The organism is Pseudomonas sp. B21-009 (assembly GCF_024749345.1).
Taxonomy (GTDB): Bacteria; Pseudomonadota; Gammaproteobacteria; order Pseudomonadales; family Pseudomonadaceae; genus Aquipseudomonas.
Genome location: NZ_CP087199.1, coordinates 5,014,181 through 5,027,347 on the forward strand (window position 1 = coordinate 5,014,181; position 13,167 = coordinate 5,027,347).

14 protein-coding genes and 4 tRNA genes are annotated in these 13,167 nt (G+C 62.6%); 4 read left to right on the top strand and 14 right to left on the bottom strand.

Going from position 1 to position 13,167, the window contains the following annotated elements:
- The first annotated feature begins 32 nt into the window (after positions 1 to 32).
- On the top strand, positions 33 to 1,328 hold the full coding sequence (locus tag LOY34_RS23110; protein ID WP_045200816.1) for an NAD(P)/FAD-dependent oxidoreductase: 1,296 nt from the start codon (positions 33 to 35) through the stop codon (positions 1,326 to 1,328).
- A 115-nt stretch (positions 1,329 to 1,443) separates the two neighbouring features.
- Here the strand turns inward: LOY34_RS23110 and LOY34_RS23115 are convergent, their stop codons facing one another.
- The 8 genes from LOY34_RS23115 to rluD form a co-directional block, all read right to left on the bottom strand.
- On the bottom strand, positions 1,444 to 1,974 hold the full coding sequence (locus tag LOY34_RS23115) for a dihydrofolate reductase family protein (RefSeq protein ID WP_093379425.1): 531 nt from the start codon (positions 1,972 to 1,974) through the stop codon (positions 1,444 to 1,446).
- 96 nt (positions 1,975 to 2,070) lie between these two features.
- A tRNA-Pro gene (locus LOY34_RS23120) sits at positions 2,071 to 2,147 on the bottom strand.
- Between the two features lie 100 nt (positions 2,148 to 2,247).
- Positions 2,248 to 2,323, bottom strand: a tRNA-Lys gene (locus LOY34_RS23125).
- 5 nt (positions 2,324 to 2,328) lie between these two features.
- Positions 2,329 to 2,405: transfer RNA gene (locus tag LOY34_RS23130), tRNA-Pro, on the bottom strand.
- A 10-nt stretch (positions 2,406 to 2,415) separates the two neighbouring features.
- Positions 2,416 to 2,491 (bottom strand) — tRNA-Asn (locus LOY34_RS23135).
- A gap of 303 nt (positions 2,492 to 2,794) precedes the next feature.
- Entirely contained in the window at positions 2,795 to 5,359 is a 2,565-nt protein-coding gene (gene clpB, locus LOY34_RS23140) for an ATP-dependent chaperone ClpB (protein ID WP_045200814.1), read from the bottom strand.
- A gap of 124 nt (positions 5,360 to 5,483) precedes the next feature.
- Positions 5,484 to 6,224, bottom strand: coding sequence for a peptidoglycan editing factor PgeF (gene pgeF / locus LOY34_RS23145; RefSeq protein WP_195885046.1), 741 nt, complete (start codon positions 6,222 to 6,224; stop codon positions 5,484 to 5,486).
- A complete protein-coding gene (gene rluD / locus LOY34_RS23150) occupies positions 6,221 to 7,183 on the bottom strand; it encodes a 23S rRNA pseudouridine(1911/1915/1917) synthase RluD (protein WP_038998723.1) in 963 nt (320 codons plus the stop codon). Before rluD ends, pgeF begins: the two co-directional genes overlap by 4 nt.
- 150 nt (positions 7,184 to 7,333) lie before the next feature.
- Here rluD and LOY34_RS23155 point away from each other — a divergent pair, with 150 nt between their 5' ends.
- Complete coding sequence (locus LOY34_RS23155; RefSeq protein ID WP_045200810.1) at positions 7,334 to 8,356, top strand: outer membrane protein assembly factor BamD; 1,023 nt, start codon at positions 7,334 to 7,336, stop codon at positions 8,354 to 8,356.
- Between the two features lie 93 nt (positions 8,357 to 8,449).
- On the top strand, positions 8,450 to 8,680 hold the full coding sequence (locus LOY34_RS23160) for a PP0621 family protein (RefSeq protein WP_038998721.1): 231 nt from the start codon (positions 8,450 to 8,452) through the stop codon (positions 8,678 to 8,680).
- Positions 8,681 to 8,697: 17 nt separating this feature from the next.
- Here the strand turns inward: LOY34_RS23160 and thiO are convergent, their stop codons facing one another.
- The 5 genes from thiO to LOY34_RS23185 are packed head-to-tail and all read right to left on the bottom strand — an operon-like array spanning position 8,698 to position 11,609.
- Complete coding sequence (thiO, locus tag LOY34_RS23165) at positions 8,698 to 9,801, bottom strand: glycine oxidase ThiO (RefSeq protein WP_093379411.1); 1,104 nt, start codon at positions 9,799 to 9,801, stop codon at positions 8,698 to 8,700.
- 27 nt (positions 9,802 to 9,828) lie between these two features.
- A complete protein-coding gene (locus tag LOY34_RS23170; RefSeq protein ID WP_195885928.1) occupies positions 9,829 to 10,227 on the bottom strand; it encodes a type IV pilin protein in 399 nt (132 codons plus the stop codon).
- Between the two features lie 20 nt (positions 10,228 to 10,247).
- Positions 10,248 to 10,757, bottom strand: a complete 510-nt coding sequence (locus LOY34_RS23175; RefSeq protein WP_195885047.1) for a PilX N-terminal domain-containing pilus assembly protein — start codon at positions 10,755 to 10,757, stop codon at positions 10,248 to 10,250.
- On the bottom strand, positions 10,750 to 11,409 hold the full coding sequence (locus LOY34_RS23180) for a PilW family protein (protein ID WP_258664056.1): 660 nt from the start codon (positions 11,407 to 11,409) through the stop codon (positions 10,750 to 10,752). Before LOY34_RS23180 ends, LOY34_RS23175 begins: the two co-directional genes overlap by 8 nt.
- Positions 11,406 to 11,609 carry a prepilin-type N-terminal cleavage/methylation domain-containing protein gene (locus LOY34_RS23185; RefSeq protein WP_045200800.1) on the bottom strand — a complete coding sequence of 68 codons (204 nt, stop codon included), beginning with the start codon at positions 11,607 to 11,609 and terminating at the stop codon, positions 11,406 to 11,408. Before LOY34_RS23185 ends, LOY34_RS23180 begins: the two co-directional genes overlap by 4 nt.
- A 166-nt stretch (positions 11,610 to 11,775) precedes the next feature.
- On the opposite strand from LOY34_RS23185, the gene LOY34_RS23190 reads away from it, so the two are divergent.
- The gene (locus LOY34_RS23190) at positions 11,776 to 12,228 is read left to right on the top strand and encodes a GspH/FimT family protein (RefSeq protein WP_258664057.1); all 453 of its coding nucleotides are present in this window, start codon (positions 11,776 to 11,778) and stop codon (positions 12,226 to 12,228) included.
- On the opposite strand, the gene ispH is transcribed toward LOY34_RS23190, so the two are convergent.
- Positions 12,217 to 13,164 (bottom strand): 4-hydroxy-3-methylbut-2-enyl diphosphate reductase, encoded by a 948-nt coding sequence (gene ispH / locus LOY34_RS23195; RefSeq protein ID WP_093379392.1) that lies wholly within the window; start codon positions 13,162 to 13,164, stop codon positions 12,217 to 12,219. The two genes, LOY34_RS23190 and ispH, sit on opposite strands and share 12 nt — an antisense overlap.
- Between the last annotated feature and the right edge of the window lie 3 nt (positions 13,165 to 13,167).

Sequence of the window (13,167 nt, forward strand, 5' to 3'; positions counted from 1 at the left end):
CCCGAATTCCGTAAACCTTATGAGATATCTCCATGACTCACCGTATAGTGATTGTCGGCGGCGGCGCCGGCGGCCTGGAACTGGCGACCCGCCTGGGTAAGACCCTGGGCAAAAAGGGTAGCGCCAGCATCACCCTGGTCGACGCCAACCTGACGCACATCTGGAAGCCGCTGCTGCACGAAGTGGCGGCCGGCTCGCTCAACTCTTCCGAAGACGAACTGAACTACGTGGCCCAGGCCAAGTGGAATCACTTTCAGTTCCAGCTCGGGCGCATGAGCGGCCTGGACCGCGAAACCAAGCAGATCCAGCTGGCCGCGACCCTCGATGAAGACGGTCGCGAGCTGCTGCCTGCGCGCACCCTGGGCTATGACACCCTGGTGATCGCGGTGGGCAGCAACACCAACGACTTCGGCACCCTGGGCGCGGCGCAGCATTGCCTGTTCCTCGACACCCGCAAGCAGGCCGAGCGTTTCCACCAGCAACTGCTCAACCATTACCTGCGTGCCCACGCAGGTGATCAGGCCCATGAAAAAATCAGCGTGGCCATCGTTGGTGCCGGTGCCACCGGTGTCGAGCTTGCCGCCGAGCTGCATCACGCGGCCCACGAACTGGCGGCTTATGGCCTGGATCGTATCCAGCCAAAAGACATGCACATCACCCTGATCGAAGCCGGCCCGCGGGTGCTGCCAGCCCTGCCGGAGCGCATCAGCGTGCCGGTGCACAAGACCCTGGAAAAACTCGGGGTGACAGTGATGACCAACGCGGCGGTCAGCGAAGTGACGGCCGATGAGCTGCGCACCAGCAATGGCGAGGTGATTCAGGCCAGCCTCAAGGTGTGGGCGGCGGGTATTCGGGCGCCGGGGTTCCTCAAAGACATCGACGGCCTGGAAACCAACCGCATCAACCAGCTGGTGGTGCGCCCTACCCTGCAGACTACTCTGGACGACAACATTTTCGCCTTTGGCGACTGTGCTGCCTGCCCGCAACCGGGTAGCGACCGTAACGTGCCGCCACGGGCACAGGCTGCGCATCAGCAGGCGTCATTGCTGGCCAAGGGGCTCAAGGCGCGCCTGGAAGGCAAGCCGTTGCCGACTTACGCGTACCGGGATTACGGCTCGCTGGTGTCGCTGTCGCGCTTCTCGGCGGTGGGTAACCTGATGGGTAACCTGACCGGTAGCGTGATGCTCGAGGGATGGTTGGCGCGGATGTTTTATGTGTCGCTGTATCGCATGCACCAGATGGCGCTGTATGGGACTTTCCGTACGCTGATGCTGATGCTCGGCAGCCGGATCGGTCGCGGGACTGAGCCGCGGTTGAAGCTGCACTGAGTTTCAATTGTTAGTGGCAGTGCCGGCCTCATCGCCGGCAAGGCCAGCTCCCACAGGGTTCTATGTTTACCTCAACAAGCAGGCCTGACATCAATCCCTGTGGAAGCTGTAAGCTCTACTTGAGTACCCTATAAGTACTCTGCACAAAGCCGCTTTCAAAGGTGGTGCTGCGCATATGCTGCAGCGTCACGTCCTTCGCCAGGGCCCCAAACAGCGGGATGCCGCTGCCCAGCAACACTGGTATGCGGGTGATGGTCAGTTCATCCAGCCGGCCTTCGCGCAAGAAGCTCTGAATCACCTGCCCGCCATCGAGGTACAGGCCCTTGGCGCCTGTTTCATTCAGGTGCTCGACCAGGTCGGCGACCGGCCCCGGGTGCACTTCAACGCCATGCTGCATATCGGCCTGCTGCAAGGTGCTGCTCAGCACCACCACACGCTTGTGCGGATACGGCCACTCGCCAAAGGTCAGGACCTTCTCGAAGGTGTTGCGGCCCATGACCAGGGTGTCGATGGTGGCCATGTACGCCGCATAGCCGTGATCGTCACTGGAGCTGGTGGCAACCATCAGCCAGTCCAGCTCACCGCTCTCACGGGCGATGAAGCCATCGAGGCTGGTGGCGATGTACACGGAGGTTTTCAGGGGCACGGCGCAACTCCTTTGCAGGAAATAGCCGGATAGTATCAGCCAGGGCGCAGAAACGAAAAAAGGGCACCTTTTGCAAGGTGCCCTTCTTTCTGAAGATGGTCGGGGTAAGGGGATTCGAACTCCTGACATCCTGCTCCCAAAGCAGGCGCGCTACCGGACTGCGCTATACCCCGGTAAAAAAAAAGGCTCCGATTAAGGTGCCTTTTTTTATGGCTGGCTGCTAATGGCAAACCAACCTTTTAAGACTTGAACCCAGCGTACCGGATTCAAAAATGGTGGGTCGTGTAGGATTCGAACCTACGACCAATTGGTTAAAAGCCAACTGCTCTACCAACTGAGCTAACGACCCTAAGATGGTCGGGGTAAGGGGATTCGAACTCCTGACATCCTGCTCCCAAAGCAGGCGCGCTACCGGACTGCGCTATACCCCGGCTTGAAATTTGGCTCCGCGACCAGGACTCGAACCTGGGACCCAATGATTAACAGTCATTTGCTCTACCGACTGAGCTATCGCGGAACTATCAATTTCAATTACAACAGTGCTGCAATTTCGAGTGCTGTATCACTACCGCTTCGAACTCTTCGACCTTGTGCATCGCTGCGTTCATGTCTCTGAGGCGCGCTATTCTACAACCTTCAAAACCCTTGTCAACCCCTAATTTGCATTCAACTTACTGATTTGCAACTTTTTTTCAGATTCCCAATTTTGCCGGGAAGCTGCGGGGCGACATACAGCGGGGCGCACTTTACAAGCACTCGAGAAAAAATGCAAAGAAAAAAGGCCTCGAAATTCGAGGCCTTAGCGTAACCCGCCGAAAACTCAGGCGAAGACGATCTCTTCGCCCTCGACCTTCGCCGTGATGGCACTGCCTGGCAGGAACTGGCCCGACAGGATCAGCTGCGCCAACGGGTTCTCGATCCAGCGCTGGATCGCCCGTTTCAGCGGCCGTGCGCCATAGACCGGGTCGTAACCGACGGCGATCAGTTTATCCAGCGCCTCGGGGCTCAGCTCAAGGCTCAGCTCACGTTCGGCCAGACGGCTGCGCAGGCGGCCGAGCTGGATCTGGGTAATGCCGGCGATCTGCTCGCGACCCAGCGGTTCGAACACCACCACTTCGTCGATCCGGTTGATGAACTCCGGCCGGAAGTGCGAACCCACGGCATCCATCACCGCCGCACGCTGCGCTTCACGATCGCCCACCAGTTCCTGGATCTGCGAAGAGCCCAGGTTGGAGGTCATGACGATCACGGTATTGCGGAAATCCACCGTCCGCCCGTGGCTGTCAGTCAGGCGACCGTCTTCCAGCACCTGCAGCAACACGTTGAACACATCCGGGTGGGCCTTCTCGACCTCGTCCAGCAGCACCACCGCATAAGGTTTGCGCCGCACGGCTTCGGTCAGGTAGCCGCCCTCTTCATAGCCTACGTAGCCTGGTGGAGCACCGATCAGGCGAGCCACGGAGTGTTTCTCCATGAACTCGGACATGTCGATGCGCACCATGGCCTCTTCAGTGTCGAAGAGAAATTCCGCCAGCGCCTTGCACAGCTCGGTTTTACCGACACCGGTGGGGCCTAGGAACAGGAACGAGCCGCTCGGACGGTTCGGGTCCGAAAGGCCGGCACGCGAACGACGCACGGCGTTGGATACCGCAACCACGGCTTCTTCCTGACCGATCACCCGCTCGTGCAGCAGGCTTTCCATTTTCAGCAGTTTTTCCCGCTCGCCTTCGAGCATCTTCGACACCGGGATGCCGGTCCACTTCGACACGACTTCGGCGATCTCTTCTTCAGTCACCTTGTTACGCAGCAGCTGGTTTTCCGCCTTGCCGTGCTGGTCGACCATCTGCAGGCTGCGCTCCAGGTCCGGGATCACCCCGTACTGCAGCTCGGCCATGCGGCTGAGGTCGCCCTTGCGCCGGGCCGCTTCGAGCTCCTGACGCGATTGCTCGATTTTCTGCTGGATCTGCGCCGAGCCCTGTACTTCGGCTTTTTCCGAGGTCCAGATCTCTTCCAGGTCAGCGTACTCGCGCTCGAGCCGGGCGATCTCTTCGGTGAGTTTCTCCAGGCGTTTGAGCGCGGCCTCGTCGTCCTCTTTCTTCAGCGCCTGGGACTCAACTTTCAGTTGAATCAGGCGGCGCTCCAGGCGGTCGAGCACTTCCGGCTTGGAGTCGATCTCCATGCGGATGCGGCTGGCCGCTTCGTCGATCAAGTCGATGGCCTTGTCCGGCAGCTGCCGGTCAGTGATGTAGCGATGGCTGAGCTTGGCCGCGGCGATGATCGCGCCGTCGGTGATCGCCACCTTGTGGTGCACCTCGTAACGCTCTTTGAGGCCACGCAGGATGGCGATGGTGTCTTCTTCGCTCGGCTCTTCTACCAGCACCTTCTGGAAACGCCGCTCAAGCGCTGCGTCCTTTTCAATGTACTGGCGGTACTCGTTCAGCGTAGTGGCGCCGACGCAGTGCAGTTCACCACGGGCCAGGGCCGGCTTGAGCATGTTGCCGGCGTCCATCGAGCCTTCGCCTTTACCGGCGCCGACCATGGTGTGCAGCTCGTCGATGAACAGGATGATCTGCCCTTCCTGCTTGGACAGCTCGTTGAGCAAGCCTTTGAGGCGCTCTTCGAACTCGCCGCGGAACTTGGCACCGGCAATCAGCGCGCCCATGTCCAGCGACAGCAGACGCTTGCCTTTAAGGCCGTCCGGCACTTCACCATTAATGATGCGCTGGGCCAGGCCTTCGGCGATGGCGGTCTTACCGACGCCAGGCTCACCAATCAGCACCGGGTTGTTCTTGGTCCGGCGTTGCAGCACCTGGATGGTCCGGCGGATTTCATCGTCACGGCCGATCACCGGGTCAAGCTTGCCGTCTTCGGCGCGCTTGGTCAGGTCGACGGTGTATTTGTCCAGGGCCTGGCGCGACTCTTCGGCGTTGGGGTCATTGACCGCCTCGCCGCCGCGCAGGTTGCTGATGGCATTTTCCAGGGCCTTTTTGCTCACGCCCTGGCTGAGCAGCAACTTGCCAAGCTTGCTGTTCTCGTCCATGGCCGCCAGCAGCACAAGCTCGCTGGAGATGAACTGGTCGCCCTTCTGCTGGGCCAGGCGGTCGGCCTGGTTGAGCAGACGCGCCAGGTCCTGGGACATGTTGACGTCGCCGGTCGGGTTCTGGATTTTCGGCAACTGGTCGAGCTCTTTGCTCAACGCCTTGCGCAGGCTGTTGACGTCAAAGCCGACCTGCATCAGCAACGGCTTGATCGAACCGCCCTGCTGATCGATCAGGGCCTGCACCAGGTGCGCAGGCTCGATGGCCGGATGGTCCATACCCACGGCCAGGGATTGGGAATCGGATAATGCTAATTGCAGCTTGCTGGTCAAACGGTCTATTCGCATGGGTTACCTTCCTTTATGGGCAGGTCGGAGCGATGGACACACCTGATGAAGAAAAACCTGCCAGAGATACCACTGTAGATAAGGGTGATTCTGGAAGATTCAAGCTAGGCGGGCTTGATCCAGGTCAGCGCGCTGCCAGCCAGACCAGCGAAGCGAAGCGGCCACCCTGCGGGGTGCGCCGATAAGAATAGAAGCGCGGGTCGCTGACGGTGCACAAGCCACCACCATAGACGGCATTGACGCCGCGCGCTGCAAGGCGAAGGCGGGCCAGCTGGTAGATGTCGGCCATCAGCTTGCCGGGCTGGGCACCGGGCACGAAGGCCTGGGCAGTTTCCGGATGAACGGTCGTGAACGCATCACGAACCTCAAGGCCGACTTCAAAGGCTTGCGGGCCAATCGCCGGGCCCAGCCACACCAGCACCTCTTCGGGCGGCAGGGCCAAGCGCTTCAGAGTCGCCTCCAGCACACCGTTGGCCAGCCCGCGCCAGCCCGCATGGGCGGCGGCTACGCGGGTGCCGGCGCGATCGCAGAACAGCACCGGCAAGCAGTCGGCGGTCATGACCGTACAGGCAATGCCGGGGGCATCGCTGTAGCTGGCATCAGCCTCGGCAATAACGCCAGGGTCGGCATCGGCTACAACTACGCCATGCACCTGCTTGAGCCAGGCCGGCTGAATGCCGAACTCGGCGGTCAGGCGCCGGCGGTTCTCGGCCACCGCTGCTGGCGCATCGCCAACATGATCACCGAGGTTGAAACTTTCATAGGGCGGCAGGCTGACCCCGCCGCTGCGCGTAGTGACGCAGGCGCGCACCCGGGCTGGCGCAGGCCAGTCCGGGAACAGCAGCGCTTGCGTCAGCTCGCTCATCCGACGAACGCCTCGCGGTCCTGCTTGAGCAGCGACAGCAGCCAGACGAAGTCGTCCGGCAGCGCCGATTCCCAACCCATGCGCTCGCCGGTCACCGGGTGATCGAGCTCCAGGAAGCGTGCATGCAGGGCCTGGCGCGGGAAGGTCTTGAGCGCGTCGACCATGGTCAGGCTGGCCGCTGGCGGAATGCGGAAGCGCCCGCCGTAGACCGGGTCGCCGACCAACGGGAAGTTGACGTGGGCCATGTGCACGCGAATCTGGTGGGTACGCCCGGTTTCGAGCTTGACCCGCACGTGGGTGTGCGAGCGGAAGCGCTCCAGTACGCGATAGTGGCTGACCGCAGGCTTGCCGCCTTCGGTGACCGCCATGCGCTGGCGCTGACCGCCGTGGCGACCGATCGGCGCGTTGATCTTGCCGCCGGCCGTGACCACACCGATCACGATGCATTCATAGATGCGGCTGACGCTGCGGCTTTGCAACTGGGCAACCAGCTGGGTCTGCGCCTGGATGGTCTTGGCCACCACCATCAGACCGGTGGTGTCCTTGTCCAGGCGGTGGACGATACCGGCGCGCGGCACGTTGATGATGTCCGGCACGTGGTGCAGCAGGGCATTGAGCAGGGTGCCATCGGCGTGGCCCGCAGCCGGGTGGACCACAAGCCCGGCAGGCTTGTTGATCACCAGGATGTGGTCGTCTTCATAGACGATATCCAGCTCGATGTCCTGGGCCACCCACTCGCCCTGGGCTTCCTGCTCGGCATCGAGCGCCAGCAGCGCACCGCCGTGGACGATATCGCGCGGACGCAGGACAGCGCCATCGACCGTCAGGCGCCCCTCCTTGATCCAGGTGGACAGGCGCGAGCGCGAGTGCTCAGCGAACAATTGGGCGGCGACTTGGTCGAGGCGTTGCCCGCCCAATTCGGACGGCACCTCTGCGCGAAGTTGAATGATCTCGGACATGCTCGAATCAGCGGGCGGCACAGCCTTTGGTTTCGACTGCGCGCTTGTGGTTAAATACGACGTCTTTTGCCCCGAGGGTTGCATCGGGGTGCTCATCATAACAGGACGGCCACGCCCAAGACAGCGGCCGTCATAGGGACGCAAGCCGCCATGCAAGTGAAACACCTGCTGCTGATCGCCATCCTCGGACTGACCGCTGCTTGTTCTTCGAAGGAAGTCGTCGACGAAAACCTGAGCGAAGCCGAGCTGTACCAGCAGGCGCAGGCCGACCTGGACAACCACAGCTATACCAGCGCCACAAGCAAGCTGAAGGCTCTGGAATCGCGCTATCCGTTCGGCCGCTACGCCGACCAGGCCCAGCTCGAGCTGATCTACGCGAACTATAAAAACGCCGAACCGGAGGCTGCCAAGTCTGCCGCCGAGCGCTTCATTCGCTTGCATCCGCAGCATCCGAACGTCGACTACGCCTACTACCTCAAGGGTCTGACCTCGTTCGACCAGGACCGCGGCCTGCTGGCGCGCTTCCTGCCGCTGGACATGACCAAGCGTGACCCGGGCGCTGCCCGCGACTCGTACAACGAATTCGCCCAGCTGACCAGCCGCTTCCCCAACAGCCGCTATTCGCCTGACGCCAAGCAGCGCATGATCTACCTGCGCAACCTGCTGGCTTCCTACGAAATCCACGTGGCCGACTACTACCTGACCCGTCAGGCCTATGTCGCTGCCGCCAACCGTGGCCGCTATGTAGTAGAGAACTTCCAGGAAACCCCATCGGTAGGCGACGGCCTGGCGGTGATGACCGAAGCCTACATGCGCCTGCACCTGGACGAACTGGCGGCCACCAGCCTGGAAACCCTCAAGCTCAACTACCCGGACCACCCGAGCCTGGTCGATGGCCAGTTCGTGCCGCAGCAGAACGAAGCCGACAACCGCTCGTGGCTGTCCAAGGCCACCCTGGGCCTGATCAATACCGCCCCGCCGCTGCCGCCGGGTGAAACCCGTGCCAACCAGGACGTGGTGAAGCAGTACCAGGACGCCAAGGACGCGATCCCGCAAGAGCTGCTGCCTAAAGATGCCAACGGTGACGTCATCGAAGAAGAAAACCACGAAGCGGAAGGTAACAACGAAGACCGCTCCTGGTTCAGCTACATGACCTTCGGTGTGTTCGACTGAGCCATCGTGTAAAAGATAAAGGGAGGCCAAGGCCTCCCTTTTTTCATGCCCGAGCCCTAGACTGAAGGCTCTTCACTGACAAAGCTGGACACCATGGTTCGCCTACTTTTCTGGATTGCCCTGATTGCTGCTGCCTTCTGGTTGTGGCGCAAGTTCAAGGCCAGCAATGCTGCTGGGCAAAACAACAGCCTCGAAGACCCGCTGAAGATGGTCCGCTGCGCCCATTGCGGCGTGCATTTGCCCAGTGACCGGGCGCTGCATCGCGGGGCGCAGTGGTATTGCAGCCAGGCGCATCTGGAGCAGGGGCCTGGGGCGCAGCGCTGATTGCCCCGCGATGAGCCCTAAAGAGCAGCCACCCGCCCAGCCGGTGCATATGGCGCCGGATCAATGATTGGCTCACGCCCCAGCAACAAATCCGCAAACAACTGGCAGGACGCCGGCGCCAGCACCAGGCCATTGCGGTAATGCCCGCAGTTCAGCCACAGCCCGGCATAGCCCGGCACCTCGCCGATGTACGGAATGCCCTCAGGCGAACCCGGCCGCAGCCCCGCCCAATGGGCCACCGGGGTGGCGTCGGCCAGCGCCGGCAGCAACTCCACCGCCGATGCCTTGAGGCTTTCCAGCGCTTCGTCGGTTGGGGTCTTGTCGTAACCGGCATGCTCCAGGGTACTGCCCACCAGAATATGCCCGTCGCGCCGCGGGATCGCATAACGCCCCTTGGCCAGCACCATGCTCGGCAAAAAGTCTTCGGCGCACTTGTACAGGATCATCTGCCCTTTCACCGGCTCCACCGGCAGCTCCAGGCCCAATGGCCGCAGCAAGTCGCCGCTCCAGGCGCCAGCCGTCAGCACCACGCGATCGGCCGGAATCGGCCCGGTTGCAGTCTCGACCCCGGTGATGCGCTCGCCCTCACGGCTGAAGCCGGTGATTTCGCACTGCTCGCGAATGCTCACGTTCGGCAGCGCCAGCAAGGCGGCCTTGAGTGATTTGACCAGGCGTGGATTACGCACGTTGGCAACCCCGGCCATATAGATGGCGCGGCGGAAACCGCCGCCCAGCACCGGCACCGCGTCATAGGCCGCCGAGATATCCACAGCACTTAGCGGCCGTCCTTCGCGCTTGGCCCAGGCCAGGGCTTCGGCTTCGTCGTCGAGGTCCAGCCAGTACAGGCCGGTGGTGTGCACTTCAGGGTCAACCCCGGTGCTGGCGAACAGGCGCTCGCCCAGCTGTGGATAAAAATCCTGCGACCAATGCGCCAGGGCCGTTACCGCCGGGCTATAGCGCCACGGGTACAGCGGCGAGACGATGCCGCCGCCAGCCCAGGAAGACTCCTGGCCGAGCGCGCCACGGTCACACAGCACCACCTGCTCGACCTCGGCCGCCAGGTTGAACGCTGTCAGCAGGCCGATTACCCCGCCACCGACAATCACTACTTGCTTGGTCATGTATTGATCCAACTTCTGAAGTAAACCTCAGCCACCCCAACAGCCGCGGCCGCCATCAACGGCACCGGGATTGCGGCGCACACCGGCCTGGTCGAGTTCGAAATCGGCGCAGCGGTCACTGTTCATCAAACCACCGCCAATGCGCCGGGCGGTAAGGGTGAATGACGTCGAATGACGAACGGCCTGCAGCCGGTAGTGCTCGGTCCCGGGCGCCAATGGGGTGACCAGGGCTTCGCTGTTGGCGTACTGGCCGCTGCGGGCATAGTGACGCTCGAGCAGTTGCGCGCTTTCGAACAGCAACCCGGCGATTTCCGTGCGTGCGGCCTTGCGGACCTGTTCGCTGTAGCTGGGATAGGCAATGCCCGCCAGAATGCCGACCACGGCGACGACAAGCAACAGTTCAATCAGGCTCAAACCTTTCTGCAGGGTGGACATAAGTCGAACTCCTAGTGAAGCTGGCGCCAGAGAATGCGCCTGGGTGGCTGGGCGCCCTCTTCTACAGCCTGTGCATAAACGCTTTCGAGCACGCTGCGCCCTGCCCCGGCGTGGCTGACGGCGGTGATCCGGTACAAGGTAACGGACAGGTTGGCGGGCCAGTGCGCGGCGTGGGTACTCTGGCCAAGGTTCTGTACCAGGTGGAAGCCGCTGGCGCCGCCTTGCCAGCTCAGGCCGGAGGTCGGCCCTTCGCCGCGGTAGACGCCAGGCGCCCGCACCCGTGCAGCTTCCGGCGGCGGTAAACAGTAACTGCACGGCAACACGCCCGACACGCTCGACTCACCTAGCAACAAGGTCTGCTCCGCGTGCTCGAAGCCTTGCAGGGTTGCCTGCAGGTTGCCGGCCATGCGCTCCTGCAGGGTGGCGCTGACCATCGCCGAGACGCCGAGCACACCCAACATCCCCAGCAACACCAGGCTGACCAGCAGGATCACCCCACGCTGGCCGCCGGGCCTAGCCATTGCGCAGGGCCACTGTCAGTTGATACTGCTGCGGCCTTACCCGCGCCAGCGGGTCAAGCAAGGTCAGGCTCAGGCGCAGTCCGGCGATGCGGGTGGCACTCCGGCTGATAATGTCGACGCGCAGCTCACCGAGGTTGTCGATCAGCGGCGCATAGCTGGCGCCGCTGCCGAGCATCAGGCTGGTGCCATCAACGCGATAGGTCTGGCGTCGTATCGGTATCGCGAAGTGCCCGGCCGGCGCCGCCTGGACATCGGGATAGACCCGCGCCTGGCTTATGCAATCGGTGACCAGCGTCCAGTTCGGCCGCCCACCGGCGCCAGCGACTTCGGCGCTGATCAGGCTCAATTGCTGCAATTGGCCGTCCGCTGCGCGGATTACCTCCAGCGGTTGGGCAAACGCCTGTGCCGAGGACGGGTTCACATGGCTGATTGCATCCGCACGCAAGCAGCCGAACATGCCGCTCATGCGAATATCCTGGGCCATGCGCTGCAACGCCAGGCGCGCGTCTTCCTGCAGTTGTGCGGCGATGCCCTGAGCCTGCCAGTTCGAAGTGGCCGCCAGAAACAAGCGGCTGACACCGAGCAGCAGCACCAAGCCGAGGCTGAGGGCCAGCAACACTTCGACCAGGCCGACGCCGGCTTGCCGGGTCATCGGCCTGGCCCTGCGTTGATGCGCGCTTGTTCGAGCGCGCCATGCTGCAGATACGCCGCCTGAGTACTGTGCAAGGCACTGTCGGTGGCCTGCAGCGCCCGTACCTGCGCAGCCGCTGCAGCAAACACACCCAGCCCCAGCACCAGCATGGCCAGCAGCACCTCGAGCAAGCTCATTCCTTGTTGCCGTCCGCCATCCATGGCGCCATCCCTCCTGCGACTTTTCCCCAGCACTTTGCCAAACCGCCCGACTGGACGCTGCGGTGCGCCGGCCTGACTCTATAGAAGCACTTCCAGGGAGGAATGCACGGTGAAGCAACAGGGCGTAACACTGATACAAATGATGTTCGCGCTAGCGCTGGTGGGGATGCTCACGCACATCAGCCTGCCGGCCTACAACACCATGAGCAGCGGGCTACAACAGCAAACTGCCGCCAAGGACCTGGCTCAGGCTTTGCGCACGGCGCGTAGCGAGGCCTTGCTGCGCAACCAGGTGGTTCGCCTGCAAGCGCTCGAAGATAACTGGAGTAATGGCTGGCGCATGGTCGTGGAACAGGATGGCCCACTGCTGCTGTACGAACAGCGGCTTGAGCGGGTGAACGTCGTGGGTAATCAACCGGTGGCCCGGCAGGTGCGCTTCAGTGGGCTGGGGGTGCCGTTGCACGCGGGGGGAGCGTTTCAGGCCGGGACGCTGTTCATTTGCCAGCGCCCCGAGCCCTTCAGCCAGTACCGGGTGGTACTGGCACACACAGGCCGGGTCAGCCTGCGCGAAGAGCCCGGCGAGCAGCCGCTGTGCGCGGCCGGCGGGTCAGATCAGTGAACGTACGCGCAACTCTTTGGGCATCGAGAAGGTGATGTTCTCTTCGCGGCCATCAAGCTCTTCGGCGCCGGTGGCACCCCAGGCACGCAGTTGTTCGATCACGCCACGCACCAGCACCTCGGGGGCCGAAGCACCGGCGGTGATACCAATGCGCTCAACGCCATCGAACCAGCTTTTTTGCAGGTCTTCGGCGCCGTCGATCAGGTAGGCCGGGGTCGACATGCGCTCGGCCAGTTCACGCAGGCGGTTGGAGTTGGAGCTGTTCGGGCTGCCGACCACCAGGACCACGTCGCATTCGTTGGCCAGTTGCTTGACCGCGTCCTGACGGTTCTGGGTGGCGTAGCAGATGTCGTCCTTGCGCGGCCCGCCGATATTCGGGAAGCGCGCGCGCAGGGCATCGATCACCCGGCTGGTGTCGTCCATCGACAGCGTGGTCTGGGTGACGAAGGCCAGTTTGTCCGGGTCGTTGACCTGCAGGCTGGCAACATCGTCCTCGTCTTCGACCAGGTAGATGGCGCCACCGTTGCTGGTGTCGTACTGGCCCATGGTGCCTTCGACTTCCGGGTGGCCTTCGTGGCCAATCAGGATGCACTCGCGGCCGTCACGGCTGTAGCGCGCCACCTCGATATGCACCTTGGTGACCAGTGGGCAGGTCGCGTCGAATACCTTCAGGCCGCGCCCCGCCGCTTCCTGGCGCACGGCCTGGGAAACACCGTGGGCGCTGAAGATGACGATGACGTCGTCCGGCACCTGGTCGAGTTCTTCGACAAAAATCGCCCCGCGCGCGCGCAGGTCTTCGACCACGAACTTGTTGTGCACCACTTCGTGACGCACGTAGATCGGCGGGCCAAACACTTCGAGGGCACGATTGACGATCTCGATCGCCCGGTCCACACCGGCACAGAAGCCACGGGGGTTGGCGAGTTTGATTTGCATGGC

What these genes read in the sequence shown, in the direction of transcription:
- clpB (WP_045200814.1), bottom strand. Translation starts at nt 5,359, where the DNA reads ATGCGAATAGACCGTTTGACCAGCAAGCTGCAATTAGCATTATCCGAT.
- LOY34_RS23185 (WP_045200800.1), bottom strand. Translation starts at nt 11,609, where the DNA reads ATGGATGGCGGACGGCAACAAGGAATGAGCTTGCTCGAGGTGCTGCTG.
- rluD (WP_038998723.1), bottom strand. Translation starts at nt 7,183, where the DNA reads ATGTCCGAGATCATTCAACTTCGCGCAGAGGTGCCGTCCGAATTGGGC.
- thiO (WP_093379411.1), bottom strand. Translation starts at nt 9,801, where the DNA reads ATGACCAAGCAAGTAGTGATTGTCGGTGGCGGGGTAATCGGCCTGCTG.
- pgeF (WP_195885046.1), bottom strand. Translation starts at nt 6,224, where the DNA reads ATGAGCGAGCTGACGCAAGCGCTGCTGTTCCCGGACTGGCCTGCGCCA.
- LOY34_RS23180 (WP_258664056.1), bottom strand. Translation starts at nt 11,409, where the DNA reads ATGACCCGGCAAGCCGGCGTCGGCCTGGTCGAAGTGTTGCTGGCCCTC.
- LOY34_RS23175 (WP_195885047.1), bottom strand. Translation starts at nt 10,757, where the DNA reads ATGGCTAGGCCCGGCGGCCAGCGTGGGGTGATCCTGCTGGTCAGCCTG.
- LOY34_RS23160 (WP_038998721.1), top strand. Translation starts at nt 8,450, where the DNA reads ATGGTTCGCCTACTTTTCTGGATTGCCCTGATTGCTGCTGCCTTCTGG.
- ispH (WP_093379392.1), bottom strand. Translation starts at nt 13,164, where the DNA reads ATGCAAATCAAACTCGCCAACCCCCGTGGCTTCTGTGCCGGTGTGGAC.
- LOY34_RS23110 (WP_045200816.1), top strand. Translation starts at nt 33, where the DNA reads ATGACTCACCGTATAGTGATTGTCGGCGGCGGCGCCGGCGGCCTGGAA.
- LOY34_RS23190 (WP_258664057.1), top strand. Translation starts at nt 11,776, where the DNA reads ATGCTCACGCACATCAGCCTGCCGGCCTACAACACCATGAGCAGCGGG.
- LOY34_RS23155 (WP_045200810.1), top strand. Translation starts at nt 7,334, where the DNA reads ATGCAAGTGAAACACCTGCTGCTGATCGCCATCCTCGGACTGACCGCT.